The sequence below is a fragment of the Pseudomonas sp. KD5 genome (assembly GCF_012932895.1).
In the GTDB taxonomy this organism is placed as follows: Bacteria; Pseudomonadota; Gammaproteobacteria; order Pseudomonadales; family Pseudomonadaceae; genus Aquipseudomonas.
In genome coordinates this window covers 103,877-129,665 of the sequence record NZ_JDWJ01000014.1, presented here as the reverse complement: position 1 = coordinate 129,665, position 25,789 = coordinate 103,877, and the positions used below count along the sequence as shown (strand labels likewise).

Here is a 25,789-nt window from a genome sequence, read left to right as displayed (position 1 = left end):
GCCTCTCTACAGACAAGGTCAGGAGCAAGTCCTGCCTTCAGGAGCGGTCGGCCTCCCCCAGAAACACATCTTTGAGACAACACCGAGGAGCTTAGCTGCTCTCGCCGGGTGTTCGGCCAACATACAAGGAGCGAGGCTTGCCCGCGAAGGCCATCACCCGGTTTCAGGTCGGATCAGAAGAACCCCAGCGGATTGATGTCGTAGCTCACCAGCAGGTTTTTGGTCTGTTGGTAATGGTCGAGCATCATCTTGTGGTTCTCACGGCCGACACCGGACTTCTTGTAGCCACCGAACGCGGCGTGGGCCGGGTACAGGTGGTAGCAGTTGGTCCAGACGCGCCCGGCCTTGATCGCCCGGCCCATGCGGTAGGCGCGGTTGATGTCGCGGGTCCACAGGCCGGCACCGAGGCCGAACTCGCTGTCGTTGGCAATCGCCAGGGCTTCGGCTTCGTCCTTGAAGGTGGTGACACCCACCACCGGGCCGAAGATTTCTTCCTGGAACACGCGCATTTTGTTGTGGCCCTTGAGCAGCGTCGGCTGGATGTAATAGCCGCTGGACAAGTCGCCTTCCAGCCGCTCGGCCGCGCCACCGGTGAGCAGCTCGGCGCCCTCCTCCTGGGCGATTTTCAGGTACGAGAGGATCTTGTCGTATTGCTGCTCGGACGCCTGGGCGCCGACCATGGTCTCGGTGTCCAGCGGGTTGCCGCGCTTGATCTTGACGATCTTCTTCATCACCTCGGCCATGAACGGCTCGTAGATCGATTCCTGCACCAGTGCCCGCGACGGACAAGTGCAGACTTCGCCTTGGTTGAAGAACGCCAGCACCAGGCCTTCGGCGGCTTTTTCGATGAACTGCGGTTCGGCGTTCATGATGTCTTCGAAGAAGATGTTCGGCGACTTGCCGCCCAGCTCAACGGTGCTTGGAATGATGTTCTCGGCAGCGCAATGCATGATGTGCGCGCCCACCGGGGTGGAGCCGGTGAAGGCGATCTTGGCGATGCGCTTGCTGGTGGCCAGCGCTTCACCGGCTTCGCGACCGAAGCCCTGGACGATGTTCAGCACGCCGGCCGGCAGCAAATCGGCGATCAGCTCGGCGAACACCATGATCGACAGCGGCGTTTGCTCGGCGGGTTTGAGCACGATGCAGTTGCCGGCAGCCAGGGCCGGGGCGAGTTTCCACGCGGCCATCAGCAGCGGGAAGTTCCACGGAATGATCTGCCCGACCACGCCCAGTGGTTCGTGGAAATGATAGGCGGTAGTCAGTTCGTTGATTTCAGCGGCACCGCCCTCTTGAGCGCGGATGCAACCGGCGAAGTAACGGAAGTGGTCGGCGGCCAGCGGCACGTCAGCGTTGAGGGTTTCGCGCACGGCCTTGCCGTTGTCCCAGGTTTCGGTGACGGCGAGGATTTCCAGGTTCTGTTCGATGCGGTCAGCGATTTTCAGCAGCACCAGCGAGCGGTCCTGCGCCGAGGTTTTGCCCCAGGCATCAGCGGCGGCATGGGCGGCGTCGAGAGCCTTGTCGATGTCGGCGGCGCTGGAGCGCGGGAATTCGGCGATCACTTCACCGGTGACCGGTGAGGTATTGGTGAAGTACTCGCCATTGATCGGGGCGACGAACTCGCCGCCGATGAAGTTGCCGTAGCGTGGTTTGAAGGAAACGATGGCGCCGGGTGTTCCAGGTTGTGCGTAGATCATGATGGGCCTCTGTCTGGGTCGATGCCTGTCAGGCCAACAGGCGATGAACCGATAGTAGAGAGCCCCGCCTGCCAGACGAATGCGCCGTTGGCAGGGGGACTCTCGTTATTTGGTAGTAGAAGGCGCCGCTGTGTCAGCGGGCTTTTGTGGCGAGGGAGCTTGCTCCCTCGCCACAGTTCATTCATCGCCACTCAGGTTGTGGTTGCCAGGGTTAGTGCTTGGCAACCAGGTCCTTCGGCAGCTTGAAGGTCCACAGCATGCCGCCCTGGTTGAAGTCCTTGACGCGCTTGGCCACTTCGCCGCCCCACAGCGGTACCGCGCCGCCCCAGCCGGAGAGCACCGATACGTATTGTTCGCCGTCCATTTCCCAGGTGATGGGCGAGCCGAGCACGCCGGAGCCGGTCTGGAATTCCCAGACTTTCTCGCCGGTCTTGGCATTGAACGCCTGCAGGAAGCCTTCAGGGGTACCGGTGAATACCAGGTTGCCCTTGGTGGTCAGCACCCCGCCCCACAGCGGCGCGAAGTTCTTGTGGCGCCAGACTTCCTTGCCGGTTTTCGGGTCGATGGCGCGCAGCACGCCGATGTAGTCTTCATTCAATGGCTTGATGGTGAAACCGGCGCCGAGGAAGGCCGCGCCTTTTTTATAGGCGATGCCTTCGTTCCAGATGTCCATGCCCCACTCGTTGGACGGCACATAGAACAGGCCGGTGTCGCGGTTGTAGGCCATCGGCATCCAGTTTTTCGCGCCGAGGAACGCCGGCGCTACAAACACCGAACTGCCTTTGGCCTCGGAACCCGGCGCACCCGGACGGCTGGCCTCGTTGTAGATCGGCCGGCCGTTTTTATCCAGGCCACTGGCCCAGGTGATCTTGTCCACGAACGGGAAGCCGCGGATGAATTTGCCGTTGGTGCGATCCAGCACGTAGAAGAAACCGTTACGGTCCGCAGTGGCTGCGGCTTTGATTTCCTTGCCGCCTTCGTTGTAGTTGAACGACACCAGTTCGTTCACGCCGTCATAGTCCCAGCCATCGTGCGGGGTGCTCTGGAAATGCCATTTGATCGTGCCGTCGTCCGGGTTCAGCGCCAGGCGCGAGGACGAATAAAGGTTGTCGCCAGGGCGCAGGTGCGAGTTCCACGGTGCCGGGTTGCCGGTGCCGAACAGCAACAGATTGGTTTCCGGATCGTAGTAGCCGCCCAGCCACGGCGCCGCGCCGCCGGTTTTCCACAGATCGCCCGGCCAGGTCTTGCCCGCTTCGCCGCCGGAGATGCCGTTCTCTACGGCCTTGCCGTCTTTGTAGACGTAACCCATGTGGCCTTCGACCGTTGGCCGGGTCCACAGCAGATCACCGTTTTTCGGGTCGTAGGCTTCGATCTTGCCCACCACCCCGAACTCGCCACCTGCCACGCCAGTGATCAGTTTGCCGTTGATCACCAGTGGCGCGGCGCTGATGGAGTAGCCTTCCTTGTGGTCGGCGACTTTCTTGCTCCATACCACTTTGCCGGTGTCTTTATTCAGGGCCACGAGCTTGGCGTCGAGAGTGCCGAAGATCACCAGGTCGCCATACAGAGCCACGCCACGGTTGATCACGTCACAGCACGGACGGATGTCATCCGGCAGGCGCGCATCGTATTGCCAAAGCTTGCGGCCGGTGCGCGCATCCACGGCGAACACCCGTGAGTAGGAACCGGTCATGTACATCACGCCGTCCTTGATCATCGGCTGCGCTTGCTGACCGCGCTGTTTTTCACCGCCGAACGAAAAGGCCCAGACCGGGCGCAAGTCTTTTACGTTGTCGACATTGAGGGTGTCCAGCGGGCTGTAGCGCTGACCCTGGACGCCCAGGCCATTGGTGACGACCTGTTCCGGATTCTTCGGATCCTGGAGGATGTCTTGATCGGAGACTGCGGCCATTGCCTGGCCGGACAACAGCATGGCACTGAGCAGCACGCTCAAGACGAAGGGTTGGCGACGTGCGGGTTGGGTCATGACGGCTACCTCTGCGGTTTTTGTTATACCCGGGAAATTTTCCCGGTCTGGTGCAGATTCTTGGGCGCCGCCGCCCTTGCAACAATTGCCCGCAATGCGGAGATTTCTAGTTCCTTGGTAGCGGGTCGGATGATGCCAACCAACGAAGGCTCACCACAAAGGATGCGTCGTATCTGAGATGGACTACTGATCCTTGCCGGAATCCACCCGCGTCATCTGTGCACGCTCATAGCGCGGGTACAAATGGCTGACGCTACGGATCAGTTCATAACGGCTCAGGCTGATCCCGGCGAAACGTTCAGGAATGGGACTGCGGATCATCTCGGCCATGTCGCTGCCGTTCGCCGCACCGTCGCGCATGAGTTGATCGAGCCAGGAGAGGTAATCGCGCATTTGCTCGAACGGTTTGCTGTCCGTTGCCACGGGGCCATGACCGGGGACAATCAGCGTCCACGGCAGGCCCTGAAGCGTGGCGATATCCGCCAGCCACACCGACAACCCCGGGCTGTTCGGCGTGGTCAGGGCCCGTTGATAAAACACCAGATCCCCGGCAAACAGCACGCCGGTTTTCTGGTCGAGAATAGCCAGATCCGCGCCGGTGTGCCCACCCAGACTCAGCAGCCGCAAATCATGGTTCCCAAAACTTTGCACGCCTGGCGTCAGCGTCTGCGTCGGCAACACCACTTCGGTACCGCGCATCCAGTCACCCACCAGCCGATACATGTTCTCGGCCATCGCATCACCCTGTTGATGCAACAGCTCGGTGGTGCCGGCCAGTGCGCCGATCGGCACGTCGGTGAAGGCCTGACTGCCCAGCACATGGTCGGGATGGTGATGGGTCAGCAACACCTGGATCACCGGTTTATCGGTGGTTGCGGCAATCGCTTTGCGCAAGGCTTCGCCATAGCGCTTCGACGGCCCGGTATCGATCACCACCACCCCTTGCCCGGTGACGATGAACGCGGTGTTGACGATGTTGCCGCCGTTGTTCTTGGCGAAGTTATCGGTGCTGCCCTCAAGCAGCCAGGTGTCTTCGGCAATCTGTCGGGGCTTGAGTGCGTAATCGGGATCGGCCAGGGTCGGCAGGCTCACACAGATGAACAACAACAGCATCCAGCGCATCACACGCTCCTTGGGTCAGGGTATGGCCGCATCGAATTGATTGCCGCTGTTGTCGCGCAGTATCAGGCGCGTCTGCCCCGCCCCTTCGATGTCAAAAGCCAGGTTGGGGTTCTCGCTGACCGCCGGGAACAGCTCCAGACGCGCCAGTACCCGGTTGTCTGAGTTCCGCAGCTCGGCCTGGTTGAGGAAAAATTCCGGGATGCCGCTGACCATGCCGTTGTCCATCGGATGCGCCACTTGCAAACGCACGCGACTGAACTCACCACGGGGATAACGACCGCCGAGCACTTCGCCGATGTGTTCTTCCCAGCCCGGCTGGGTGCGCACCACGCTCGGCGCCGTGCAACCGCCGCCCGCCGCATCGATCAAGGTCGAGCCGACATGCCACAGCCCGTCGCGGGTCAACACTGCCGCACGCAACGGCGTGGCCTGTTCAACGCGGATGCGGATCGACAGCCAGGGCAGAACACCGGTCAAAGGCTCGAAGTCGACGATTTTCGGCAGCGGGTTGAGTTCGGCCCAGGCAAGGATTCGCACCACCTCACCCTTGAACGCCCGAGCGTCGATTTCCAGCGGCACTTGCCGGGCGTCTTCGGCGAACGGCGGTGCCAGCAGCTTGACTCGCTCGTCGAACACGAACGGTGCGTCGTCAAGCATCTGCTTGTGATAGAACGTCCACATCACCGACGGCACCGGATCGACCTCAACCGCCTGCGCAGCCAAGGGCAACCAACAGGCCAACAGCCAACGCGCGCGCCAGTTCATTGTTGATACATCTCAGGCACGTCATAGCGCAGGCCGTAATGGGCATAAATGCTTTTGACCGTGCCCTCGCGAATCAACGCTTCCAGCGCCTCTTCCACGGCATAGGCCAGTTGCCGGTTGCTTTCATGCACCGCCATGCCGATCTCCCAGCGTTGCTTGCCCATGTTCGGATAGGCGTTTTCCGCCAGCGCCACTTGCGGGTCGGCGGCCTGATGCACCTGCCAGTCGATCTCGCCGCGCATGGCCATCACCGCGTCGACTTCACCCACCTTCATCGCGGCAAACGCCTGGGGCACGCCGGGGTAATGATGGGTCTTGGCGGCGAGCATGCCGTTGAACACCGAGGTCAGGTAAAACGACGGCACGCTGTCGACTTCGACGCCAATCGGGTGCTGCTGGAACACCGCGACGCTGGCCACCGAGTCCAGCCGACGACGGTCATAAGCCACTTGCCATTGCTCGGTCTGGTACGGCCCGAACATCACCACATGGCCGTTCTCCAGTTCGCCCAGCTCATTGCGCTTCTGTGAGTAATCGCGGTCGTAGGGCACGCGCATCATCAGGTCGGCCAGTTGCTGATTGTGCAGCTGACTGGCCCGCCAGATGTAATCGCGCAGGTCGTCGTCGAGCTTCTCCCCGGCGGGCGCCCAAATCAGTTTCAGGCGTACCCCCATGGCCTTGGCCAAGGCCTGGGCGAGTTCGACATCGACTCCGCGAGGCTGGCCGGCGTCCTCGAAACTGTAGGGCGCGAAGTCCTTGTAGACCGCGACTTTCAGCTCGGCGGCGGCGATCATTTCGTCATAGGTCCGGACCTGTGCCTGCGCTGCCTGGCAGCACAACCACACAGCGCTGATCAACACCGCGAGCAGGCGCATGGGTCACTCCTCGACGTGCACGCTGTCCAGGTAGGTGCGTACCGCCCACAAGGCTTCCTGGCTCAAGTAGTCGGCCATCTTCGGCATGTACACCCGGCCATCACGCACGGCACCATTGCGCACCCGTTCGACGAACCACTCATCACCAGCCTCGCCGACATCGAGCATGCGCAAGTCAGGGGCAATGCCGCCGGACTTGGCTTCCAGGCCATGACAGGCCGCGCAGTTCTGGTTGTAGGCCGAAGAACCGATCTCCAGCGCTTTATCGTGTTCCGGGGAGGAACGGTACGGGTTCACCGCCGCCCAACCATCGGCATTAACCTGCACGCCGGCATCCTTGATCGGGGTCAACCCCTTGGTTTCGACGGCCTGGGGTACCACGTTGCCGTGAGCCCAGACGGAACCTGCGCTGAGGAAGCCGGCCAGCAGTCCGGCAACGAGCAAGGCGTTGCGTTTTGTTGTCATTGTTATGCCCTCAAGATTGCACGCAAAACCTCTTTACAGAGGCTATGGCAGCCATCTTAGAAACCCCGTCGCACCAGCCCTATGCTGCTTTGGTGGTCGCGACCTACTCCCTTGGTAGTAGGGCTTGTGGTGAGCCGCCCAAGTGTTTCCCACGCCGTTACTACCTTGGTACTGGCCCATCGATACTTTCTGCATATTTCCCCACCCGTCATGGGTTCCTATGCTGGCGCTACCTGTGATGGAGTGCCTTATGCGCCAGCTCGCCCCTTATGCCTTGATCTACCTGCTGGCGATTGCCTGCGCCGCCGGGCTGGCGACCCAGAGTCAGGCGGCGGATGCACCGTTGCAGGTGCGGATCGGCTATCTGGGGTATCGCCCCGACCCCGGGCCATTGCTGTCGAACGTTATTCCTGAACCGACCGATGCCGGCCTGCGGGGCGCGGAACTGGCGATCATCGACAGCAACAGTACCGGGCGTTTCCTCAATCACAGCTACAGCCTGGTCAGCGCCAATGTCGACACCCCCGACGCCTTGCTCGAAGCCGCCAAAGCCCAACACGAACAAGGCCTGCGCCTGTTTGTGGTGAATGCTCCGGCGGAAAACCTGCGCCGACTCAGCGCTGTGCTACCCGACAGCCTGCTGTTCAATGCCGGCAGCCCCGATGACAGCCTGCGCACTACCGATTGCCTGCCGAACGTGCTGCACAGCCTGCCGAGCCGGGCGATGCTGGCCGATGCACTCGCGCAATTTCTGGTGCTGCGCAAATGGCAACGGGCGCTGCTGATCGTCGGCCCGACCACCGACGATCAAGCCTATGCCGCCGCCCTGCGCCGGGCGGCAAAACGGTTCGGCCTGCAACTGGTGGCGGAGAAAGCCTGGAGCTTCGATAACGATCAACGGCGCAGCGCCCAGGCCGATATGCCGTTGTTCACCCAAACCGCCGAGTACGACGTGGTGCTGGTCGCCGATGAACGCGGCGATTTCGGCGAGTACGTGCCCTACCAGACCTGGTACCCACGGCCGGTCGCCGGCACCCAGGGCCTGACCCCGGTGGGCTGGCACAAGACCGTTGAAACCTACGGTGCCGCGCAGTTGCAAAAACGCTTCGAAGCCCTGGCCGGGCGCTGGATGAACGACCGGGATTTCGCCGCATGGATGGCGGTGCGCAGCATTGCCAGCGCGGTGGGCAAACTGCGTCAGGCCGATGCCATGGCGATTCGTACCCTTGAAATCAGCGAGCAATTGCCGCTGGACGGCTTCAAGGGTCGCAAGCTCAGTTATCGGCCGTGGAACGGTCAGTTGCGCCAGCCGATCCCCATCGTGCAACCTCGGGCGCTGGTCAGCACGTCGCCGCAAGACGGTTTTCTACACCCCTTCAACGAAATGGACAGCCTGGGTTACGACAAAGCCGAGGTCAGTTGCCGCTTTCCCTGAAAGCTCTACAACCACAACAATAAGGAATCTGCCATGCGCCGCACCCTGCTTTCATGCGCTCTATTGCTCGCCGCCGGGCATGCGGCGGCCAGCACCGCCTGGGTCTCCAACGAAAAGGACAACAGCCTGAGCCTGATCGACATGCAGACCCTGCAAGTCACCGACACCCTGCCCGTCGGCCAGCGCCCGCGCGGCCTGTTGCTGTCCCACGACAACAAGCTGCTGTACATCTGCGCCAGTGATTCGGACCGGGTCCAAGTGATGGACGTCGCCACCCGCAAAATCATCAAGGAACTGCCCTCGGGCAAAGACCCCGAACAATTCGCCCTGCACCCCAACAATCGCTGGTTGTATGTCTCCAACGAGGACGATGCGCTGGTGACGGTGATCGACACCGAAACCTCCAAGGTGCTAGGGCAGATCAACGTCGGCGTCGAGCCCGAAGGCATGGCCGTCAGCCCCGATGGCAAATGGGCGGTGAACACCAGTGAAACCACCAACATGCTGCACTGGATCGACACCGGCACCCAGACCCTGGCCGACAATACGCTGGTGGATCAGCGGCCGCGTTTCGTCGAGTTCAATCCCGATGGCTCGCAGCTTTGGGCCTCGGCGGAAATCGGTGGCACGGTGACGATTCTCGACGTCGCCAGCCGCAAGATCCTCAAGACCCTGAGCTTTCAGATCAAAGGCGTGCACCCGGACAAAGTCCAGCCTGTCGGCATCAAGCTCAGCGCCGACGGCAAGTACGGCTTCGTAGCCCTCGGCCCGGCCAACCATGTGGCGGTGATCGACGCCAAGACCTTCGAGATTGTTGATTACCTGCTGGTGGGGCGACGGGTCTGGCAGATGGCGTTTACCCCGGATCAACGGCAATTGCTGGCCACTAATGGCGTCAGTGGCGATGTGTCGGTGATCGATGTCGACACCCTCAAGGTCAGCAAATCGGTGAAGGTCGGGCGCTATCCGTGGGGCGTGGTGGTCACGCCATGAACGCCCTTGAGGTCAGCGACCTGAGTTTCGCCTACGGCCCGCGCGAGGCCTTGCGCCAAGTGAGTTTCAGCCTGGCACCCGGGCGTTTTGCGGCGCTGCTTGGGCCCAATGGCGCGGGCAAATCAACCCTGATCGCCCTGCTCACCCGCCTCTATGATCTGCAACGCGGTGATATCCGGGTTGGCGGCTGCTCGTTGCGCGACGCGGCACGCCCGGCGCTCAAGCAATTAGGGGTGGTGTTTCAGCAAAGCACGCTGGATCTGGATCTCAGCGTCGAGCAGAACCTGCGTTATCATGCGGCGCTGCATGGTCTGTCCCGACGCCAGACCGGGCTGCGGGTCGACGCGGAGCTGGCGCGTCAAGCCCTGACCGAGCGCCGTCGCGAGCGGGTCCGCGAACTCAATGGCGGCCATCGCCGGCGGGTGGAAATCGCCCGCGCGTTGCTGCACGAACCACGCCTGTTGTTGCTTGACGAGGCCAGCGTCGGCCTCGACCCGGCCAGTCGCCTGGCGCTCAACCAGCACATCCGCAGCCTGTGCCGCGAGCAAACCATCAGCGTGCTCTGGACCACTCATTTGCTGGATGAAGTGCAACCCAGCGACGACTTGCTGATCCTGCATCAAGGCCGTTTGGTCGCCAGCGGACAAGCTGATGCGCTGAGCCTGGAACATGGCGGCGACCTCGATTCGGCCTTCGCTCGCCTGACCACCTCGGTCCCTTCAGGAGCAGTCAGCAGATGAACGCTTACTGGCAATGTTTCAGCGGTATCGTGCTGCGCGAATGGCTGCGCTTCGTGTTGCAGCGCACGCGGTTTCTCAGTGCGCTGGTGCGGCCGTTGCTGTGGCTGCTGGTGTTCGCCGCCGGGTTCCGCGCGGCACTGGGCATCGCCATCATCGAACCCTACGACACCTACATTCCCTATGAGGTTTACATCATCCCCGGCCTTGCCTGCATGATCCTGTTGTTCAACGGCATGCAAGGTTCGCTGTCGATGGTGTATGACCGGGAGATGGGCAGCATGCGCGTGCTGCTGACCAGCCCCCTGCCCCGGACCTTTCTGCTGTGCAGCAAATTACTGGCGACGTCGCTGATTTCGCTGTTGCAGGTGTACGCCTTCCTCGCGATTGCCTGGCTGTACGGCGTGCAACCGCCGGCCATGGGCCTGTTGCTGGCGTTGCCGACGTTGCTGCTGGTGGCGTTGATGCTCAGTGCGCTGGGCCTGTTGCTGTCCAACGCCATCCGCCAACTGGAGAACTTTGCCGGGGTGATGAATTTTGTGATCTTCCCGCTGTTTTTCCTGTCGTCGGCGCTGTATCCGCTGTGGAAAATGCGCGACTCCAGCGAGTGGCTGTATTGGCTGTGCGCCTTGAACCCGTTCACCCATGCGGTGGAGCTGGTGCGCTTCGCGCTGTACGAACGCTTCAACCCGTTGGCGCTGGCGGTGTGCGCGGGGCTGACGCTGGTGTTCGCCCTGCTCGCCGTGCTCACCTTCAACCCGCAACACGCCGCCCTGCGCAAATCCGGCTGACTACTCCGAACGATAAAAAACAGGACAAAATTACTACTTTGGTACTGGTTTACCTGTCTATCGTCGCATTCACAACGCATCGCTACTGGCATGTAATGGGTTCATAACTATAAGGACTGACCCCTATGCCGCGTGCCCGACGTGTTCTGTTGCGCCCCTCTCTCGCTGCGCTGTCGCTGAGCCTGTTGCTGGGCACCGCGCAGGCCGAAACAGCGCTGTTCTCCGTCGACGGTTATCGCATTGGCCTGTACCGCAGCCCGACCCCGACTCAGCTCCAGGGCGCGAGCATCATCGACACGCCCGCCCTGCAAGACCTGCTCAAGCAGACACCCCGGCCGGTGCTGATCGACGTCTACCGCCGACAATGGCTGCAAGGCCGCTTTATCGAAGACCAGCCCCACGAAAACCTGCCCGGCAGCCATTGGCTGGCCAATACCGGGGACGGTGACCTGACACCGTCCTGGCAGGCATATTTCGCGCGCTACTTGCAGCAATTGACGGCGGGCGACCAGGCCCGACCGTTGGTCTTTTACTGCCGCTCCGATTGCTGGTTGAGCTGGAACGCGGTAAAACGCGCTGCTTCCATGGGCTATAAAACACTGTATTGGTATCGCGACGGACTGGATGCCTGGCAAGCGGCGAATCTGCCCGTGACGCAGGCGAAGCCCGAGCCTTTTCCCTGACTTGAGCACTTGCGTGTTGTTGCCACACCCTGAAAAAAATAATGAGGTGAAAGGCCATGTACAAAATTCTGATTGCCGACGATCACCCGCTGTTTCGCGAAGCTATTCATAACGTCATCAGCGACGGTTTCCCCGGCAGCGAGGTCATGGAAACCGCCGACCTCGACAGCGCCCTGGCCCTGACCCAGGAACACGACGACCTGGACCTGATCCTGCTCGACCTGAACATGCCCGGCATGCACGGCCTCAATGGCCTGATCAACCTGCGCAACGAGGCGCCGACCATTCCGGTGGTGATCGTCTCGGCCGAACAGGACAAGCAAATCGTGCTGCAAGCCATCACCTATGGCGCGGTGGGGTTCATCACCAAGTCCTCGCCACGGGTGCAGATGACCGAGGCCATCCAGCAGATTCTCAATGGCAATGTGTACCTGCCGCCGGACATCATCCGCACGCAAAAAAGTGGCGCCAGCCGGCGCATGAGCGAGACCCCGAGCTTCCCGCCGGAGCTGCTCCAGGCGCTGACCCGCAAACAGCTGCTGGTGCTTGAACGCATGACCAAGGGCGAGTCGAACAAACAGATCGCCTACACCCTGGAAATCGCCGAAACCACGGTCAAGGCCCACGTCTCGGCGATCTTGCGCAAACTCAATGTGCACAACCGGGTGCAGGCGATATTGAGTGCCGGGGATATTGATTTCGGGTCGTATTTACGGCGGTAACTGCCCGGTTTGAAAGCTGACCTGTGGCGAGGGGGCTTGCCCCCGTTGGGTCGCGAAGTGGCCCCCTGCAAATTCTCAGATGCACCGAGTCGCCTGGATTTACGACTGCTTCGCAGCCGAACGGGGCGGTGCGGCGTTCCGACAAGCCCCCTCGCCACAGGTTCGATGCTGGCATGGACTATCTGGATGAATTCAGCAAATGACTCATCGCCGTCTTGAGCTTCATCGGCCGCACCGGTTTGTGCATCAGGGTGTGGCCCAGTTCGCGGATCTGTTGTTTGAGCTCATTGCTGTAGTTGGCGGTGATCATCATCGCCGGGATCGCCGAGGCGCGACGGGCGTTGATACGGGCCACGGCGTCGACACCGTTCTGCTCGTCATCCAGGTGATAGTCGGCGATCAACAGGTCGGCCTCGGCGTGATAGTTGTCCACTTGCCGCGCCAGATCCTCTTCCGACAGCGCCGTGACCACCCGGCAGCCCCAACCTTCGAGCAAGGTGCGCATCCCGGCACAAATCGCCGCGTCGTTGTCCAGCACCCACACCCGTGCACCGCGCAGGCGCTCGAGCATCGGTTCACTCATCAACAAACTCGGCAACGCCTTAGGCGCCGTGGCACTCAACGGCACTTCGACGGAAAACATCGAGCCCTTGCCCGGCCATGACCGCACGTGAATCCGATGGCCGAGGATACGCGCGATTTTCTCGACGATCGCCAGGCCCAGCCCCAAGCCGCGATCTTGATCGGGGCGCTGTACGTCACCGCGTTTGAACTCTTGAAAAATCTCCTCCAGACGGTTCTCGGCAATGCCCATGCCGCTGTCCCAGACTTCGATGGTCAGCCGCTGGTGATGGCGCCGGCAACCGAGCACCACTCGCCCGCTGTAGGTATAGCGAATGGCGTTACTCAACAGGTTGCGCAGGATCCGCGCGAGCAATTGAATGTCACTGCGCACCAGCGCCGAACACGGGATGAAATGCAGCTCGAGGCCTTCACTGCGGGCCACTTGGGTGTATTCGGCGGCGAGGTTTTCCAGCAATTCGCTGAGGGCGAACGGCGCAATGTCGGCCTTGATCACCCCGGCATCCAGTTTGGAAATGTCCACCAGTGTGCCCAACAGGTTTTCCACGTCTTCCAGGGAATTGCTGACATTGCGCACCAGATTTTCGTTGGCCACTGGCTCCCGGCGCTCCAGCAACGCGCTGGTAAACAATCGCGCGGCGTTGAGCGGTTGCAGCAGGTCGTGACTGACGGCGGCGAGAAATTTGGTCTTCGACAGGTTGGCCTGCTCGGCCTCGAGCTTGGCCTCGCGCAAGCGTGATTCCACGCGGCGGCGCTCGTCGATTTCGCGCAATAGCTGGTCATTGAGGGTGGTCAGTTCGGTGGTGCGTTCGCGTACCCGCAACTCAAGGTTCTGATAGGCCTGATGCAACGCCTCGGCGGTGCGTCGGCGTTCGGTGATGTCGCGGATCAGTACGAAAATCCCCACCACTTCCCCGCTGGCCAGGCGGTTGGGCACATAGGAACGCAGCATGTAGCGCTCCTGATTGTTGATGTTGGTTTCGGCAAACTCGAACGTCACGCTTTCGCCGGCCAGGGCCCGGGCCACATAGGCCTCCAGGCGCTGATAGTGCTGCTCGCTGTGCACTTCGCGCAGGCTCTGCCCGAGCATTACACCCCGGGGCCAGCAGTACCATTCCTCATAGACTTTGTTGGTGAATTCATAGACCAGATCGGCATTCAGGTAGGCGATCAGTGCCGGCACATGGTCGGTGATCAAGCGAATCCAGCGCTCGCTTTCGCTGAGGGCTTCGGCGTGCTGATAGCGCTCGGTGATGTCAGTGAAGGTGTTGACGAAGCCGCCGGTGGGCAACGGATGGGTGCGGATTTCCAGGACCCGGCCATCGTAGAGGCGCTGCTCGCATTCCTGCACGTACCGCCCGTTGGCATCACGACTGGCCGGAGTCAGCAGGTTCAATTCGCTGTCGGCGATCACTTCGGCGAACGGCCGATGAGCCGCCACCGGGGCCAGGCCGCTGAGTTCCAGGAAACGCCGGTTCCACAGTTCCAGAATGCCCTCGGCGTTGACCATCGCCACCCCTTGGGACAGGTTGTCGACCGCCCGTTGCAACAGGTGCGATTTCTGCGCCACGGCCTGCTCGCGGCGCAGGGTTTCGCTGAGTTTGACGTCGGTAATGTCGGTGAACAGGATCACCCGCCCGCCTTCCTGGGTCGGCCGCTCGCTGACTTGCAGCCAACGGCCATTGTGCAGGCGATAGAGCAGGCTTTCGTCGACAGGCGACCGGGGTTCTTCACTGAACAACCCGGTCGAAGTCATCAATCGTTTGACCTCACTCAGGCGCATGCCCGCGTTGATCCGTACCCGGCTGTTACCCCAAAACGCCTTGAAACGGCTGTTGAACAGCACAATCCGCTGCTCGGCATCGAACAGCACAAAGGCGTCGGAGATGCTTTCGATGGCGTCGATCAAGTGTTGATGGGCGGTTTCGGCCCGTAGCCGCGCTTCGCTGAGCAAATGGTTGCCAGCCTTGAGTTCGGCCATGGCCTGGTTCAGGGCGTCGGTGCGCTCACGCACCTGTTCGGCCAGCACCACCGAATGCTGGAACGCCGCATACGGGTCGTTGCCCCGGGTAATTCCGGACTCGATGCGTTCGATCAACGCGTCATTGATGCGCTGCAATTTTTGGTTTTCGTGCCGCAGGCTGGCGATTTGCGCCTGAAGGTCAGCGCTGTCCAGGGGCGCGTCCTCGGGCAATGGCAACCCCGGTGAAGGTCTGGTTGATGTGCATGCCATTGAACTGTTCTCCGTAGGTGTTGAAACCCATCACCCGCTGGTCCCGCAAAAACGCGCCTATCTGCTCGAGACTGCCGGCGTCCTCCAGTTCCAGGCGCCGGAGAAAACAGTCACAGCCGATGGTCAGCAACAAGTCCCCGAGACGCTCGCGCAAGCCCTCGAACAGGCCTTGCAGATTCGGCAGCATGGGGCCGGGTTTCATGACGGTGAGGACGATGCCGTTTTCCACCGCACAGTAGAAACTCAGGCTCAGGTCTGGATGAACCTGCTGGATCGCCCGCACGTAATACTGATCGTTGATCCGCACCGCCAACGGGTGTGCGGCAAAGGTCCGGTAATCGAGGTCGGCCACCGCCACGCCGATATGCCGGGCGTACTCCTCGGCGGCCGGTTCGGCGTTGAGCTCGAATACCCGGCGCGAAGTGCTGTCGGCAGCGGTGACCACCAGTTTTTCGGCCCTGGGCAGGATGTGGTGGGTGGTGAAGACTTCAAAGTCCAGCCAGGTATTGACCAGCACCACCACCGCCGCGCCGCTGTGAAACTCGCCGCCGAAATAAACATGGGTGTGGGTCAGGTAATTGTCGTCGCCGGCCGAACCGCCGAAATGCGGAATATCGCCCAAAGCCGCGCTCAAGGCAGCAAGCACCATTTCTTCACGACTGGACAAGCCATCGAGCAGGGTCAGGGCAAAGCTGTTGCCCTTGATCGGCGCCAGGGTATTGCTGCGACAACCGCTGACCAGGCGCTCGACCATTTGCTGGGCATCGATCAGGCTGAAATGCTCCATCTCGTCGATCAGTTCGATGGCGATGGAAAAGTGCCGATGATCGAAGCCCACCGCTGTCACGCAGCTGCGGCCATAACCTTGGGGGGTGATTTCGCCGGCACTGGTGCAGCCCACTAGCCGAATGCCGCCGAAACTCTGCTGCAACGCCTGGCCCAGCGCCTGCAAGTCGTACTCGGCGGAACAGAAGAACAGCACGAAGCCCAAATGCGGGTGCAAGAGTTGTCGCGCCAGATCCTGCGCCGCTTGCTGGGCATCGATGGCCTGGGACATGGCACTGACCACACCGTCGCTCTGAACCTGCTGCATCGTCGCCCCTCGCCTGTATGAGGCTCGAGTGTACGAAGCCTGCGGGCGGCGACGAATGCTACTTGGGTAGCGGGTGGGTGGTTCGATGGGATGAGAGGGGGATTTGCACGATTGCGTGGCTGGAGCTTTTGTGGCGAGGGGGCTTGTCGGAACACCGCATCGCCCCGTTGGACTGCGCAGCAGTCCCCGAAACTGGCCGATGCGCGACCAGAATCGGGGCCGCTTCGCGACCCAACGGGGGCAAGCCCCCTCGCCACAGCAAGCTCCCTCGCCACAGGCAAGTCCCCTCTCCACAGAAAGCGCTCTCGCCACAAGGAGTGGTTAGTCAGCCCCTACCAGGTCAACACCGCCCCCACCGCAAACGTATCGGTGTTTTCATTCTGGGCGCTGGTGTCGTGGCCGTTGATTTCGAACTGGTTGTACTCGGCCACCAGCTTGAGGTTGTCGTTGACGTCATGGAACAGCGCAACGCCGCGAGTCTCATAATCGGCGCCGCTGCCGACCACGCCGTTACCGTCGTCCTTGGTCTTACCGTAAGACAAGGCCAGGCGGTTCTTGCCCAGTTTGTAGGAGCCCTGCAACAGGTAACCGTTGCTGTCGACATTACGCAGAGTCGGTTCACCGGCATTGTTGGTGAAGAACGGGTTAATGCCTTTGGCCTGGAAACCGGAGCCGGTCAGCGACAGCCCGCCCATCTTCGCCTGCACACCGTAACCGACACCTTTGGAGGTGACGGACTCGACGTTGGAGTCGGTGTTGTCCGAGGTCTGGTAGCTGCCGTTGAGCCAGCTGTAAATCTTCGCTCCGCCGAGGTCGAACTGATAGGTGATCTCGCTCTCGGTACGCGGGTTCTTCTGGTAGGCCTTGCCGGTTGCGCTGCTGTCGTTGGTATCGACGGGGTCCATGATCCCCACCGCGACCCGCAAGCCGTCCATCATTGGGGTGCGATAGGTAATCTGCGACGTCGGGAACGGGTACGGATAGCCGCTGCCGATATTGCCGAACGACACCCCGCCGCCGTCCACCAGGCCCAACGTATCGCTGACCTGACCGTAACCGGCGAGCAGTTCATCGAGCAGGATGTTGGAGCGGGCAAACAGGCCGAAATCCTTGCCGATCAGCACCTCGCCCCACTCCGGGTTGGCCACCGTACCGTAGAACTGCCGCACGTCGATGGCGGTGTCGGTGCCGTTGGTTTCGCTGTCGTTGATGGTCACCCAGAACGAGGCCCGGGCGCCGAGCTTGAGGTCATCGACCTGCTTGCCCATGTTGAAACCCAGATAGTTAGGTAAAAAGCCCATCTTCACCCGCGCCTGGCGCCGGTCGTACTGATCGCCGGCCCGGTCCACGTTGCTGTTGACGTAGAAGGCGTTGATGTAGCCATCGGTGGAGAATGTGGTCTGGTCCTTGTCGTACAGCATGATCTCGGCCTGGGCCATCGAGCTCAGGCCCAGGGATGACAGACTAACGATGAAAGCCGGCAAGAAACGATGCTTGAGATTCTTATTGTTGTGCATGACGCGCTCCGCTACGGGGACTTGATGTCGGAGGCGATTATCGAAAGCGGACAGGCGGCGTCATACGCTGCCTTGGGGGCGGTTGTCAGGTGCTTTGGGCTGGCCGGTAGCGCGCGGCAAATTCGGCGTAAGACCGCCCGTCGGCCAGGCCCGGAACTTAGGGTGTAAGCCTGCGGGCCACACAGGCGTCCACAGGAACCGGTGCGCGCTAGGCGAGCGCTCTAAACAGCATGTAAACGGCTACCACCACGCAGACGCTGGCAAAGCCGATCTGCAACCCTCGGGCCGGCACCCGCGCGCAGAGTTTTCGGCCAAGGATCATCCCGACGATGCTGGCGACAATGAACGACACGCCCAAACCATCGATCCGCACCCCGGCGTGAAACGCGCCAATCACCCCGATGATCGAGATCAGGCTGATCACCATCAACGACGTGGCGACGATCCCGCGCATCTGTACATCGGTCAGTTGCTTGAACGCAGGCACTATCAGAAAACCGCCACCGACCCCGAGCAACCCCGAGACGACGCCGGTGACCGCGCCGAGCGCGGCAAGGGTCGCGGTGCATTTGGCGGTCCAGGAAAAACGCCCGGTCTGCTGATCGAGCATGCAGTTTTTCTGGCCCCAGTTGGCGTGGCCGTGATCGCTCGGGCCGGCGTCGAGCTTTTCCGGGCGCAGCATCCGCCAGGCCACCATGACCATCAGCAGGCTGAACAGAATCATCAGGATCTTTTCCGGTAACTGATGGGCGAAGTAGATGCCCACCGGCGAAAACACCGCGCCGAGCAAAGCAATCAACAACGCCGCGCGATAGCGCACCAGGCCATGGCGCAAACCGTCGATCGCACCAACCGCCGCCGCACTGCCCACCGCGAACAAGGCGACGGGCGCCGCTTGGGTCATGCTCAGACCCAGCCCGAGTACCAAGGCCGGCACCGCAAGAATACCGCCACCGGCTCCGGTCAAGCCGAGCACCAGGCCCATGACCAGACCAAAAAAACTTGCCAACAACATAGAGTTTTCTCTTCAGTCGTTCCTGTCGACACGGCGCCGGGATCAGCCCCAGCTTTTCAGCACCGCTCCGCAGTACAGCCCGGACAGCGTCTTCATCACCTGAATCACTTCGTGACTGGCTAAACCATAGAATATGTACTTGCCTTCACGACGGGTCGCGACCAATCCCTCGTCGCGCAGGATGCCCAGCTGTTGGGACAGTGTGGGCTGGCGCACGCCGGTCATTTTCTCCAGCTCGCCGACGTTGCGCTCGCCCTGGGTCAGCTGGCAGAGAATCAATAAGCGGTCCTCGTTGGCCAAGGCCTTGAGCAGCGCGCACGCCTTGGAGGCCGAGGCCCGGAGCTGGGCGACTTCACATTCGGTCAGACTGGATTGCATTTGCAGGATGCCTTCGACGTCACTTAAGCTGCGGACATTATGTTTAAACATAAAGTGTTGCAACCGGTTATTTCCCTCCTGCCCTTTCCACAGGTTCCTGCCCATGTCTGCGCTGATTGAAGCCTTCCTCGACCCTGCATCGTCGACCTACAGCTACGTAATCTACGAGCACGATGGCGGGCACTGCGCGATTGTCGATCCGGTGCTCGATTACAACGCCGCCGCCGGGCGCACTTCGACCGTCCAGGCCGACAAGATCATCGCCTTCGTTCGCCAACACCAGTTGCAGGTGCAATGGCTGCTGGAAACCCATGCCCACGCCGACCACCTGTCGGCCGCGCCTTATCTGCGTCGGGAACTGGGGGGCAAGATTGCGATTGGTCAGTCGATCAGCAAGGTTCAGGGGGTGTTCAAGACGCTGTTCAATCTTGAGCCGGGATTCAGGGTCGACGGTTCGCAGTTCGATCACCTGTTCGCGCCGGACGAGTCATTCCGCATCGGCAACCTCAAGGCCACGGCCCTGCATGTGCCAGGGCATACTCCGGCAGACATGGCTTATTTGATCGACGGCGATGTGATTCTGGTGGGCGACACGTTGTTCATGCCGGACGTCGGCACCGCGCGTTGCGACTTCCCCGGCGGCAACGCCAACCAGATGTTCGCCTCGATCCGCAAACTGCTGGCCTTCCCCGCCAGCGTGCGCCTCTTCGTCTGCCACGATTACCCGCCCGAGGGCCGCGCCCCGCAATGCCAGAGTACGGTTGGCGAGCAGCGCAAAAGCAACATTCATATTCACGACGGCGTCGACGAAGCCTCCTTCGTCGCGATGCGCACTCAGCGTGACGCCGGTTTGTGCATGCCGACGCTGTTGCTGCCGGCGATTCAAGTGAATGTGCGGGCGGGGAATTTGCCGCCCGCGGAAGACAATGGCGTCACTTACCTGAAGATCCCCCTGAACCAACTCTAGCCCCGTAGCAGCTGTCGAGCACCGCGAGGCAGCTGCTACGGCCGCTACAGCCGCTACAGCCGCGATCTTCAATTGGCCAGAGTCAGACCATTCGCCGGCAACGGCAGCGCCGTCTTGTAGCGCACTTGCTTGAGCGCAAAACTCGAACGAATGTTCGCCACCCCCGGCACCTTGGTCAGAAAGTCCATCATGAAGCGCTCCAGCGACTGGATGGTCGGCACCAACACACGGATCAAATAGTCCGGGTCGCCGGCCATCAGATAGCACTCCATCACTTCCGGGCGATCCGAAATCGCCTCTTCGAAATGCTGCAATGCCTCTTCCACCTGCTTCTCCAGGCTGACGTGAATGAACACATTCACATGAAGCCCCAGCAAGTCGGCATCCAGCAACGTCACCTGCTCGCGAATCAACCCTAATTCTTCCATCGCCTTGACCCGATTGAAGCATGGCGTGGGCGACAGGTTCACCGAGCGCGCGAGGTCGGCGTTGGTGATGCGCGCGTTCTCCTGAAGGCTGTTGAGAATGCCGATGTCGGTACGGTCCAGTTTGCGCATGAGATAAAAACACCTGTTTTTTATGTTTATGCAGATTTTTTATCCTCAAATAGCCTCCAGCGCAACGAAACACAGAGAAATATTCTTCTTGGCCCGGCCTATGATTGTTGTAGGACAAGAATTCTTTTACCGAAGAATGACTGCCAGCTCACTACAAGAAATTCACAAGATCGAGCGTAGAAGCCATGAACCAAGCGTACGAACCGCTGCGCCTGCACGTTCCCGAACCTTCGGGCCGTCCCGGCTGCAAAACCGACTTCTCCTACCTGCATCTGACCGATGCCGGCACGGTGCGCAAACCCCCAATCGACGTAGAACCGGCCGATACCGCTGATCTGGCCAGAGGCCTGATTCGCGTGCTCGACGACCAGGGTAATGCCCTCGGCCCATGGGCTGAAGGCGTACCCGTCGAGATCCTGCGTAAAGGCATGCGCGCCATGCTCAAGACGCGGATCTACGACAACCGCATGGTGGTCGCCCAGCGCCAGAAAAAAATGTCGTTCTACATGCAGAGCCTCGGCGAAGAAGCCATCGGCAGCGCCCAGGCCCTGGCCCTGAACATCGACGACATGTGTTTCCCCACCTACCGTCAGCAAAGCATCCTGATGGCCCGCGAAGTGCCGCTGGTGGACCTGATCTGCCAACTGCTGTCCAACGAGCGCGATCCGCTCAAGGGCCGTCAGTTGCCAATCATGTACTCGGTCAAGGAAGCCGGTTTCTTCACCATCTCCGGCAACCTCGCCACCCAATTCGTCCAGGCGGTGGGCTGGGGCATGGCTTCGGCGATCAAGGGCGACACCAAAATCGCCTCGGCGTGGATCGGCGACGGTGCCACTGCTGAATCGGACTTCCACACCGCCCTCACCTTCGCCCACGTGTACCGTGCGCCAGTGATCCTCAATGTGGTCAACAACCAGTGGGCGATCTCGACGTTCCAGGCGATTGCCGGCGGTGAAGCCACCACCTTTGCCGGACGCGGCGTCGGTTGCGGCATCGCCTCCCTGCGGGTCGATGGCAACGATTTCTACGCGGTCTACGCTGCATCCGCCTGGGCTGCCGAACGGGCACGGCGCAACCTCGGCCCGACCATGATCGAATGGGTCACCTACCGTGCCGGCCCGCACTCGACCTCCGATGATCCTTCCAAATACCGTCCTGCCGACGATTGGAGTCACTTCCCGTTGGGTGACCCGATTGCGCGCCTCAAGCAGCACCTGATCAAAATCGGTCAGTGGTCCGAAGAGGAACACGCCGCCGTCAGCGCCGAACTGGAAGCCGAAGTGATCGCCGCACAGAAAGAAGCCGAGCAGTACGGCACCCTCGCCGGCGGCCAGATTCCGAGCGCCGCGACCATGTTCGAAGACGTCTACAAAGAGATGCCGGAGCACTTGAAGCGCCAGCGTCAGGAGTTGGGGATCTGACATGAACGATCACAACAATAATATTCAGTTGGAAACCGCCATGACCACGACCACCATGACCATGATCCAGGCCCTGCGCTCGGCCATGGATGTGATGCTTGAGCGTGACGACAACGTCGTGGTGTTCGGCCAGGACGTCGGCTATTTCGGTGGTGTGTTCCGTTGCACCGAAGGCCTGCAGACCAAGTACGGCACCTCCCGGGTGTTCGATGCGCCGATCTCCGAGAGTGGCATCGTCGGCGTCGCCGTGGGCATGGGTGCTTACGGTTTGCGGCCGGTGGCCGAGATCCAGTTCGCCGACTACGTGTACCCGGCATCGGACCAGATCATTTCCGAAGCGGCGCGCTTGCGTTATCGCTCGGCCGGTGAGTTCACCGCGCCGATGACCCTGCGCATGCCTTGCGGCGGCGGCATCTATGGCGGCCAGACTCACAGCCAGAGCATCGAGGCGATGTTCACCCAGGTCTGCGGCTTGCGCACCGTGATGCCATCCAACCCTTACGACGCCAAAGGCCTGCTGATCGCCTCCATCGAAAACGATGACCCGGTGATCTTCCTCGAGCCAAAACGCCTGTACAACGGCCCGTTCGACGGCCACCACGACCGCCCGGTAACCCCGTGGTCGAAACACCCCGCCGCGCAAGTGCCGGACGGCTACTACACCGTACCGCTGGATGTTGCCGCCATCACCCGCCCGGGCAAGGACGTGACCGTGCTCACTTACGGCACCACTGTCTATGTCTCGCAAGTCGCCGCTGAAGAAACCGGCGTCGATGCCGAAGTCATCGACCTGCGCAGCCTGTGGCCGCTGGACCTGGAAACCATCGTCAAGTCGGTGAAGAAAACCGGACGTTGCGTGGTGGTGCACGAAGCCACCCGCACCTGCGGTTTCGGCGCCGAACTGGTCGCGCTGGTGCAAGAGCATTGCTTCCACCACCTGGAAGCGCCAATCGAGCGCGTCACCGGTTGGGACACCCCCTACCCGCACGCGCAAGAGTGGGCGTATTTCCCTGGCCCGTCCCGTGTGGGCGCGGCTTTGAAACGGGTCATGGAGGTCTGAATGGGCACGCACGTTATTAAAATGCCGGACATTGGCGAAGGCATTGCAGAAGTTGAATTGTCTCAGTGGCACGTCAAGGTCGGCGACATGGTCGTCGAAGATCAGGTGCTGGCCGATGTCATGACCGACAAGGCGATGGTCGACATCCCCTCGCCGGTGCACGGCAAGGTGATTGCACTGGGCGGACAGCCAGGCGAAGTCATGGCGGTCGGCAGCGTGCTGATCAGCATTGAAGTCGAAGGCGCGGGCAACGTTAAGGAATCGACTGCGCCAGCGGCTGTTATTAAAGAAGCACCTGTGGCGGCGCCAAAAGTTGAAGCCGTCGTAGAAAGCAAACCGGCTGCAGCGGCCCCGCGTCCGGCTGCCGCTTGCCAAGGACCGATGGTCGCGCGTGAAGCCGATGAACGTCCGCTGGCCTCCCCGGCCGTGCGCAAACATGCGTTGGACCTGGGCATTCAATTGCGCCTGGTGCGTGGCAGCGGCCCTGCCGGGCGGATTCTGCACGAAGACCTCGAAGCCTATCTGGCTCAGGGTCAGTCGAACGCATCGACGGCCACCGCCGCTTACGCCCAGCGCAACGACGAACAGCAAATCCCGGTGATCGGCATGCGCCGCAAGATCGCCCAGCGTATGCAGGACGCCACCCAGCGTGCCGCCCACTTCAGTTACGTTGAAGAAATCGATGTCACCGCCGTCGAAGAATTGCGTGCGCACCTGAACGAAAAACACGGCGCGACCCGTGGCAAGCTGACCTTGCTGCCGTTCCTGGTGCGCGCCCTGGTCGTGGCCCTGCGCGACTTCCCGCAGATCAACGCCCGCTACGACGACGAAGCCCAGGTCATCACCCGCCTCGGCGCGGTGCATGTAGGCGTCGCCACGCAAGCCGACATCGGTTTGATGGTGCCGGTGGTGCGTCACGCCGAAGCCCGCAGCCTGTGGGACAACGCCGCGGAAATCTCCCGTTTGGCCACGGCTGCACGCACTGGCAAGGCCAGCCGCGATGAGCTGTCCGGCTCGACCATCACCCTGACCAGCCTCGGCGCATTGGGCGGCATCGTCAGCACGCCGGTGCTGAACCTGCCGGAAGTGGCGATCGTCGGCGTGAACAAAATCGTCGAACGGCCAATGGTGATCAAAGGCCAGATCGTGATCCGCAAGATGATGAATCTCTCCAGCTCCTTCGATCACCGCGTGGTCGATGGGATGGACGCGGCGCTCTTCATCCAGGCCATTCGTGGCTTGCTCGAACAACCCGCAACGCTGTTTGTGGAGTAAGGAATGCAACAGACTCTAAATACTACGCTGCTGATCATCGGCGGCGGCCCTGGCGGCTATGTAACGGCGATCCGTGCCGGTCAGTTGGGCATTTCGACCATTCTGGTGGAAGGCCAATCGCTGGGCGGCACCTGCCTGAACATCGGCTGCATTCCGTCCAAGGCGTTGATCCACGTCGCCGAACAGTTCCACCAGACACAGCACCACAGCCAGTACTCGGCGTTGGGCATCAACGTATCGGCGCCGACCCTGGACATCGGCAAAAGCGTCGAGTGGAAGGACGGCATCGTTGATCGCCTGACCACTGGCGTCTCGGCGCTATTAAAGAAACACAAGGTCCAGGTCATTCACGGCTGGGCGAAAGTGATCGACGGTAAAACCGTTGAAGTCGGCGACACGCGGATTCAGTGCGAACACCTGGTGCTGGCCACCGGTTCGACAAGCGTCAACCTGCCAATGCTGCCAATTGGCGGGCCGATCATCTCCTCCACCGAAGCCCTGGCGCCGAAAAGCGTGCCGAAACGACTGGTCGTGGTCGGTGGCGGTTATATCGGTCTGGAGCTGGGGATTGCTTATCGCAAGCTCGGCGCCGAGGTCAGCGTGGTCGAGGCGCAGGATCGTATTCTGCCGGCTTACGATGCCGAACTGACCCATCCGGTGCACGAAGCACTCAAACAACTCGACGTGAAGCTTTACTTGAAGCACAGCGTTGAAGGCTTTGATTCTCAAAGAAATTTACTTCATGTTCGCGACCCGAACGGCGACATCCTGAATCTTGCAACCGATCAGGTGCTGGTGGCCGTCGGTCGCAAACCCAACACCCAGGGCTGGAACCTCGAAGCCTTGAACCTGGACATGAACGGTTCGGCAATCAAGATCGACAACCGTTGCCAGACCAGCATGCGCAACGTCTACGCCATCGGCGACCTGAGCGGCGAACCGATGCTCGCCCACCGGGCTATGGCCCAAGGCGAGATGGTTGCCGAACTGATCAGCGGCAAACACCGCGAATTCAACCCGACCGCCATTGCCGCCGTGTGTTTCACCGACCCGGAACTGGTGGTGGTCGGCAAGACCCCGGACGAGGCCAAGGCTGCGGGGCTGGACTGCATCGTGTCCAGCTTCCCGTTCGCCGCCAATGGCCGGGCGATGACACTGGAGTCGAAAAGCGGCTTCGTGCGGGTCGTGGCGCGGCGTGACAATCATCTGATTGTTGGCTGGCAGGCGGTGGGTGTGGGTGTTTCGGAGTTGTCGACGGCGTTCGGTCAGAGCCTCGAAATGGGCGCCCGGCTGGAAGACATCGCCGGCACCATCCACGCGCATCCGACGCTCGGCGAGGCAGTGCAGGAAGCGGCGTTGCGTGCGTTGGGCCATGCCCTGCACCTTTAAAGACTAACGCAACCCTTGGTAGCAGCTGTCGAG

General features: G+C 61.3%; 23 protein-coding genes. 11 read left to right on the top strand and 12 right to left on the bottom strand.

Annotated elements, in window-relative coordinates; translation table 11 throughout:
* Window positions 1-173: 173 nt before the first annotated feature.
* The 6 genes from AF70_RS26280 to pedF form a co-directional block, all read right to left on the bottom strand.
* Window positions 174-1,694: an aldehyde dehydrogenase family protein gene (locus tag AF70_RS26280; protein ID WP_018929702.1), complete on the bottom strand. Its 1,521-nt coding sequence runs from the start codon at window positions 1,692-1,694 to the stop codon at window positions 174-176.
* Window positions 1,695-1,905: 211 nt separating this feature from the next.
* Window positions 1,906-3,681 carry a PQQ-dependent methanol/ethanol family dehydrogenase gene (locus tag AF70_RS26275; RefSeq protein ID WP_007937649.1) on the bottom strand — a complete coding sequence of 592 codons (1,776 nt, stop codon included), beginning with the start codon at window positions 3,679-3,681 and terminating at the stop codon, window positions 1,906-1,908.
* Window positions 3,682-3,864: 183 nt separating this feature from the next.
* Window positions 3,865-4,803, bottom strand: a complete 939-nt coding sequence (locus tag AF70_RS26270) for a quinoprotein relay system zinc metallohydrolase 1 (RefSeq protein WP_028940256.1) — start codon at window positions 4,801-4,803, stop codon at window positions 3,865-3,867.
* A 15-nt stretch (window positions 4,804-4,818) separates the two neighbouring features.
* Window positions 4,819-5,568 (bottom strand): quinoprotein dehydrogenase-associated SoxYZ-like carrier, encoded by a 750-nt coding sequence (locus tag AF70_RS26265; protein ID WP_028940255.1) that lies wholly within the window; start codon window positions 5,566-5,568, stop codon window positions 4,819-4,821.
* On the bottom strand, window positions 5,565-6,443 hold the full coding sequence (locus tag AF70_RS26260) for an ABC transporter substrate-binding protein (RefSeq protein WP_028940254.1): 879 nt from the start codon (window positions 6,441-6,443) through the stop codon (window positions 5,565-5,567). The genes AF70_RS26265 and AF70_RS26260 overlap by 4 nt, the downstream gene beginning before the upstream one ends.
* Window positions 6,444-6,446: 3 nt before the next feature.
* Window positions 6,447-6,908 (bottom strand): cytochrome c-550 PedF, encoded by a 462-nt coding sequence (pedF, locus tag AF70_RS26255; protein WP_028940253.1) that lies wholly within the window; start codon window positions 6,906-6,908, stop codon window positions 6,447-6,449.
* A gap of 250 nt (window positions 6,909-7,158) precedes the next feature.
* Between pedF and AF70_RS26250 the strand changes: the two genes are divergently transcribed.
* The 6 genes from AF70_RS26250 to AF70_RS26225 all read left to right on the top strand — a co-directional run bounded on the left by AF70_RS26250 (window position 7,159) and on the right by AF70_RS26225 (window position 12,269).
* Complete coding sequence (locus AF70_RS26250; protein ID WP_028940252.1) at window positions 7,159-8,343, top strand: ABC transporter substrate-binding protein; 1,185 nt, start codon at window positions 7,159-7,161, stop codon at window positions 8,341-8,343.
* Between the two features lie 33 nt (window positions 8,344-8,376).
* Window positions 8,377-9,336, top strand: a complete 960-nt coding sequence (locus tag AF70_RS26245; RefSeq protein WP_018929709.1) for a YVTN family beta-propeller repeat protein — start codon at window positions 8,377-8,379, stop codon at window positions 9,334-9,336.
* The gene (locus AF70_RS26240) at window positions 9,333-10,076 is read left to right on the top strand and encodes an ABC transporter ATP-binding protein (RefSeq protein ID WP_019579404.1); all 744 of its coding nucleotides are present in this window, start codon (window positions 9,333-9,335) and stop codon (window positions 10,074-10,076) included. The genes AF70_RS26245 and AF70_RS26240 overlap by 4 nt, the downstream gene beginning before the upstream one ends.
* Complete coding sequence (locus tag AF70_RS26235) at window positions 10,073-10,864, top strand: ABC transporter permease (RefSeq protein WP_028940251.1); 792 nt, start codon at window positions 10,073-10,075, stop codon at window positions 10,862-10,864. Before AF70_RS26240 ends, AF70_RS26235 begins: the two co-directional genes overlap by 4 nt.
* Window positions 10,865-10,989: 125 nt before the next feature.
* Complete coding sequence (locus AF70_RS26230; protein ID WP_028940250.1) at window positions 10,990-11,547, top strand: PQQ-dependent catabolism-associated CXXCW motif protein; 558 nt, start codon at window positions 10,990-10,992, stop codon at window positions 11,545-11,547.
* Window positions 11,548-11,603: 56 nt separating this feature from the next.
* Window positions 11,604-12,269, top strand: coding sequence for a response regulator transcription factor (locus AF70_RS26225; protein ID WP_018929713.1), 666 nt, complete (start codon window positions 11,604-11,606; stop codon window positions 12,267-12,269).
* A 178-nt stretch (window positions 12,270-12,447) separates the two neighbouring features.
* Here the strand turns inward: AF70_RS26225 and nahK are convergent, their stop codons facing one another.
* The 5 genes from nahK to AF70_RS26200 form a co-directional block, all read right to left on the bottom strand.
* Window positions 12,448-15,084 carry a hybrid sensor histidine kinase/response regulator NahK/ErcS' gene (nahK, locus tag AF70_RS26220; RefSeq protein ID WP_371929212.1) on the bottom strand — a complete coding sequence of 879 codons (2,637 nt, stop codon included), beginning with the start codon at window positions 15,082-15,084 and terminating at the stop codon, window positions 12,448-12,450.
* Window positions 15,014-16,177, bottom strand: a complete 1,164-nt coding sequence (gene nosP, locus AF70_RS26215) for a nitric oxide-sensing protein NosP (protein WP_019579408.1) — start codon at window positions 16,175-16,177, stop codon at window positions 15,014-15,016. Before nosP ends, nahK begins: the two co-directional genes overlap by 71 nt.
* 332 nt (window positions 16,178-16,509) lie before the next feature.
* Window positions 16,510-17,694 (bottom strand): porin, encoded by a 1,185-nt coding sequence (locus AF70_RS26210; protein WP_019579409.1) that lies wholly within the window; start codon window positions 17,692-17,694, stop codon window positions 16,510-16,512.
* Window positions 17,695-17,902: 208 nt separating this feature from the next.
* Window positions 17,903-18,709 carry a sulfite exporter TauE/SafE family protein gene (locus tag AF70_RS26205; RefSeq protein WP_028940249.1) on the bottom strand — a complete coding sequence of 269 codons (807 nt, stop codon included), beginning with the start codon at window positions 18,707-18,709 and terminating at the stop codon, window positions 17,903-17,905.
* A gap of 42 nt (window positions 18,710-18,751) precedes the next feature.
* Window positions 18,752-19,087, bottom strand: a complete 336-nt coding sequence (locus AF70_RS26200) for a helix-turn-helix transcriptional regulator (RefSeq protein ID WP_026331709.1) — start codon at window positions 19,085-19,087, stop codon at window positions 18,752-18,754.
* Between the two features lie 103 nt (window positions 19,088-19,190).
* Between AF70_RS26200 and AF70_RS26195 the strand changes: the two genes are divergently transcribed.
* Window positions 19,191-20,054 carry an MBL fold metallo-hydrolase gene (locus AF70_RS26195; protein ID WP_019579412.1) on the top strand — a complete coding sequence of 288 codons (864 nt, stop codon included), beginning with the start codon at window positions 19,191-19,193 and terminating at the stop codon, window positions 20,052-20,054.
* Window positions 20,055-20,122: 68 nt separating this feature from the next.
* Here the strand turns inward: AF70_RS26195 and bkdR are convergent, their stop codons facing one another.
* The gene (gene bkdR / locus AF70_RS26190) at window positions 20,123-20,611 is read right to left on the bottom strand and encodes a Bkd operon transcriptional regulator BkdR (protein ID WP_017339472.1); all 489 of its coding nucleotides are present in this window, start codon (window positions 20,609-20,611) and stop codon (window positions 20,123-20,125) included.
* A gap of 185 nt (window positions 20,612-20,796) precedes the next feature.
* Here bkdR and AF70_RS26185 point away from each other — a divergent pair, with 185 nt between their 5' ends.
* Genes AF70_RS26185 through lpdA form a run of 4 tightly spaced genes read left to right on the top strand, consistent with a single transcriptional unit; the run spans window position 20,797 to window position 25,756 of the window.
* The gene (locus AF70_RS26185; protein WP_019579413.1) at window positions 20,797-22,032 is read left to right on the top strand and encodes a 3-methyl-2-oxobutanoate dehydrogenase (2-methylpropanoyl-transferring) subunit alpha; all 1,236 of its coding nucleotides are present in this window, start codon (window positions 20,797-20,799) and stop codon (window positions 22,030-22,032) included.
* 1 nt (window position 22,033) lies between these two features.
* Entirely contained in the window at window positions 22,034-23,092 is a 1,059-nt protein-coding gene (locus AF70_RS26180; RefSeq protein WP_019579414.1) for an alpha-ketoacid dehydrogenase subunit beta, read from the top strand.
* Window positions 23,093-24,367 carry a dihydrolipoamide acetyltransferase family protein gene (locus tag AF70_RS26175; RefSeq protein WP_028940248.1) on the top strand — a complete coding sequence of 425 codons (1,275 nt, stop codon included), beginning with the start codon at window positions 23,093-23,095 and terminating at the stop codon, window positions 24,365-24,367.
* Between the two features lie 3 nt (window positions 24,368-24,370).
* The gene (gene lpdA, locus AF70_RS26170; RefSeq protein WP_028940247.1) at window positions 24,371-25,756 is read left to right on the top strand and encodes a dihydrolipoyl dehydrogenase; all 1,386 of its coding nucleotides are present in this window, start codon (window positions 24,371-24,373) and stop codon (window positions 25,754-25,756) included.
* Window positions 25,757-25,789 lie beyond the last annotated feature (33 nt).